This window comes from Paenibacillus suaedae, assembly GCF_032337355.1.
Lineage (GTDB): Bacteria > Bacillota > Bacilli > Paenibacillales > Paenibacillaceae > Paenibacillus_B > Paenibacillus_B suaedae.
In genome coordinates this window covers 1-2,108 of record NZ_JAVYAA010000015.1, presented here as the reverse complement: position 1 = coordinate 2,108, position 2,108 = coordinate 1, and the positions used below count along the sequence as shown (strand labels likewise).

Here is a 2,108-nt window from a genome sequence, read left to right as displayed (position 1 = left end):
ATGCTGTTTGGTGGCGATGGCGGAGGGGTTCCACGCGTACCCATCCCGAACACGACCGTTAAGCCCTCCAGCGCCGATGGTACTTGGACCGCAGGGTCCCGGGAGAGTAGGACGTCGCCAAGCGATTAAAGACCACTGTTGAGACATCTCGACGGTGGTTTTTTTATCTATACCTAATATAGGTATGTAAAAAAGCCGAATGCTTGCGCCTAATGTAGGTTAACAGCAATCGGCCTTTTTTCTTATATCCTTACGCTTTGTACAGGCATATGTCCATTTCGTTGACTTTAACAAGTCCACTTGAGTCGACAGCGCGCATAGTCAATAGGCAATACCAGCGTGGAAACAGCAGCCATAAGTGCCAGAACACATTCAACAAGGTGAACTCTAATGGAGCCATGGCTGTAGAATGTTCTACTCACACATGTATTTCAATAGTGTAGGGAGACTGATTCTAAGGTACATCGAAGTAAGCAATGGCGGTAAGTGTGATCGAGGGTGTATAAAAGTGGTTAAGAGCTATTAATGCAATTTCGATGGACTAGTACTGGTTACTCGCTTAAGGAGGCGAATTGACAGAATGTCTATTGAAGTGACTATTTCCTGTGATTTGAATACATGTTTCTTATATATAAAAGAAACAGATGATTAATGGGGCGTTCACGAATGCTATTCTATATAGCAACCCCCACCACTTAAAGAGAGTGGGGGCTGCTGCAATGCAGCAACCTCGGAAATTCATTTTTGAAGCAATCGGCTCAAGTTCAACCATACTACCTGCACCACGGGTTAGAATGAAGCTGGCAGGCAGCAATCCATTAGCTACTCGCTCCTCATTCGCAGGTTGCGATGACAAGATCCGAGAAGATATTTCTAAGAAGCGGTTGACTGCAGAAGCAGTCGTCGTGCTTCTAATGTATCTTCCAACGGCTGAACAGGAAGATACGGTTTGCCTCGTTCGGTGCTTTCGGGTCAGAATCAGTAATTTGATCACTTAATCCCTGTCTACGCAGCACAAGTACAGCACGATGTTCAGTCGCTGGCTTGCAGTAAGCATAGATGCCCTCGGCTACTTCTATTCCTGAAATGGATTCAGCATGTTTGTCCGTATGTTCCCGTATGCGGCCAGCGTGTCGATCCAGCACTACACCGTCTTCTACAGTGGCAAAATTGCAGCGAAGAACGACATCTCCAGGCTGAATATCGATTCCGACTCCAAGTGCTTCGATGGGGCCGCGACATGGGCTGCTCAGGCGTGAATCCAAGATGAAGCTTACATCCTCACAGCAACTGATTCATCAATTGGAATCCAACAGCATTGAATTCCTCGTATTGTCTGATCAAGTAGAAGTCGATGAATCACGGTATCAGACTTGTGCGTTTTATCAGGATCGCCTCGTTCTCATTGCACGTCCAGATCACTGTGTGGTTCTGAAGAGGAGATGTACGTTATATGATTTTCAAATGTGACCTTCCTTATGAAGCCGGATAAGTCGGCAACAAGGCAATTCCTCGATATGAAGTTCGAACAGGCGGGCATCGCGATATCCAATACGATTGATATCAGCAGCTTGGAAGGAATTAAACAGGGCGTTATTCATGGACTTGCATAGCAGCAGTATCTGAATTAATGAAGATGCAGGAGATTGCTAGTGAACTGCTAGTTGTATTCCCATAGATGAAGTGAAGTTTGAGAAAGGGGGTCAATATGTTCATTACTAAAACAAGCATCTGTCGCCAGCAGCTAAAGCATTCATTACAATGCTGAACAACATTTTAACCGAGGAGTAGGTACAGAGGATAGGAAGAAGAGGATTGGAGGACATGAAATAAAAGATTTAAAATTAGTTTAAAAAAGTCTTGCATTCTACCTTCGAAATATGATATATTCTAATTCCTGCTTCATTAGGAGGCAGTCAATCGAACGAAGAAAACAAATTAAAAAAAGTTGTTGACTTCGAGTTGATGAAGTGATAAGATATAAAAGTCGCCGCTGAGAGACGCGGTGAACGAAAGCGAAAGAGGCAATAAGCCGAAGCGCTGGATTGAAGATTGTTCTTTGAAAACTGAACAACGAGCAACGTTTGTGAATGAGGTAGCAATACCTC

General features: G+C 44.3%; 3 protein-coding genes and 1 rRNA gene. 3 read left to right on the top strand and 1 reads right to left on the bottom strand.

What is annotated here, in order from left to right; all coding sequences use genetic code 11:
- Positions 1–6 precede the first annotated feature (6 nt).
- Positions 7–123, top strand: a 5S ribosomal RNA gene (gene rrf / locus RQP50_RS29200).
- A 788-nt stretch (positions 124–911) separates the two neighbouring features.
- Here rrf and RQP50_RS29195 read toward each other — a convergent pair.
- The gene (locus RQP50_RS29195; protein ID WP_315747496.1) at positions 912–1,265 is read right to left on the bottom strand and encodes an alkaline phosphatase family protein; all 354 of its coding nucleotides are present in this window, start codon (positions 1,263–1,265) and stop codon (positions 912–914) included.
- 1 nt (position 1,266) lies between these two features.
- Here RQP50_RS29195 and RQP50_RS29190 point away from each other — a divergent pair, with 1 nt between their 5' ends.
- On the top strand, positions 1,267–1,470 hold the full coding sequence (locus RQP50_RS29190; RefSeq protein WP_315747495.1) for a type 2 periplasmic-binding domain-containing protein: 204 nt from the start codon (positions 1,267–1,269) through the stop codon (positions 1,468–1,470).
- 8 nt (positions 1,471–1,478) lie between these two features.
- The gene (locus tag RQP50_RS29185) at positions 1,479–1,613 is read left to right on the top strand and encodes a LysR family transcriptional regulator (RefSeq protein WP_021253510.1); all 135 of its coding nucleotides are present in this window, start codon (positions 1,479–1,481) and stop codon (positions 1,611–1,613) included.
- The last annotated feature ends 495 nt before the right edge of the window (positions 1,614–2,108 follow it).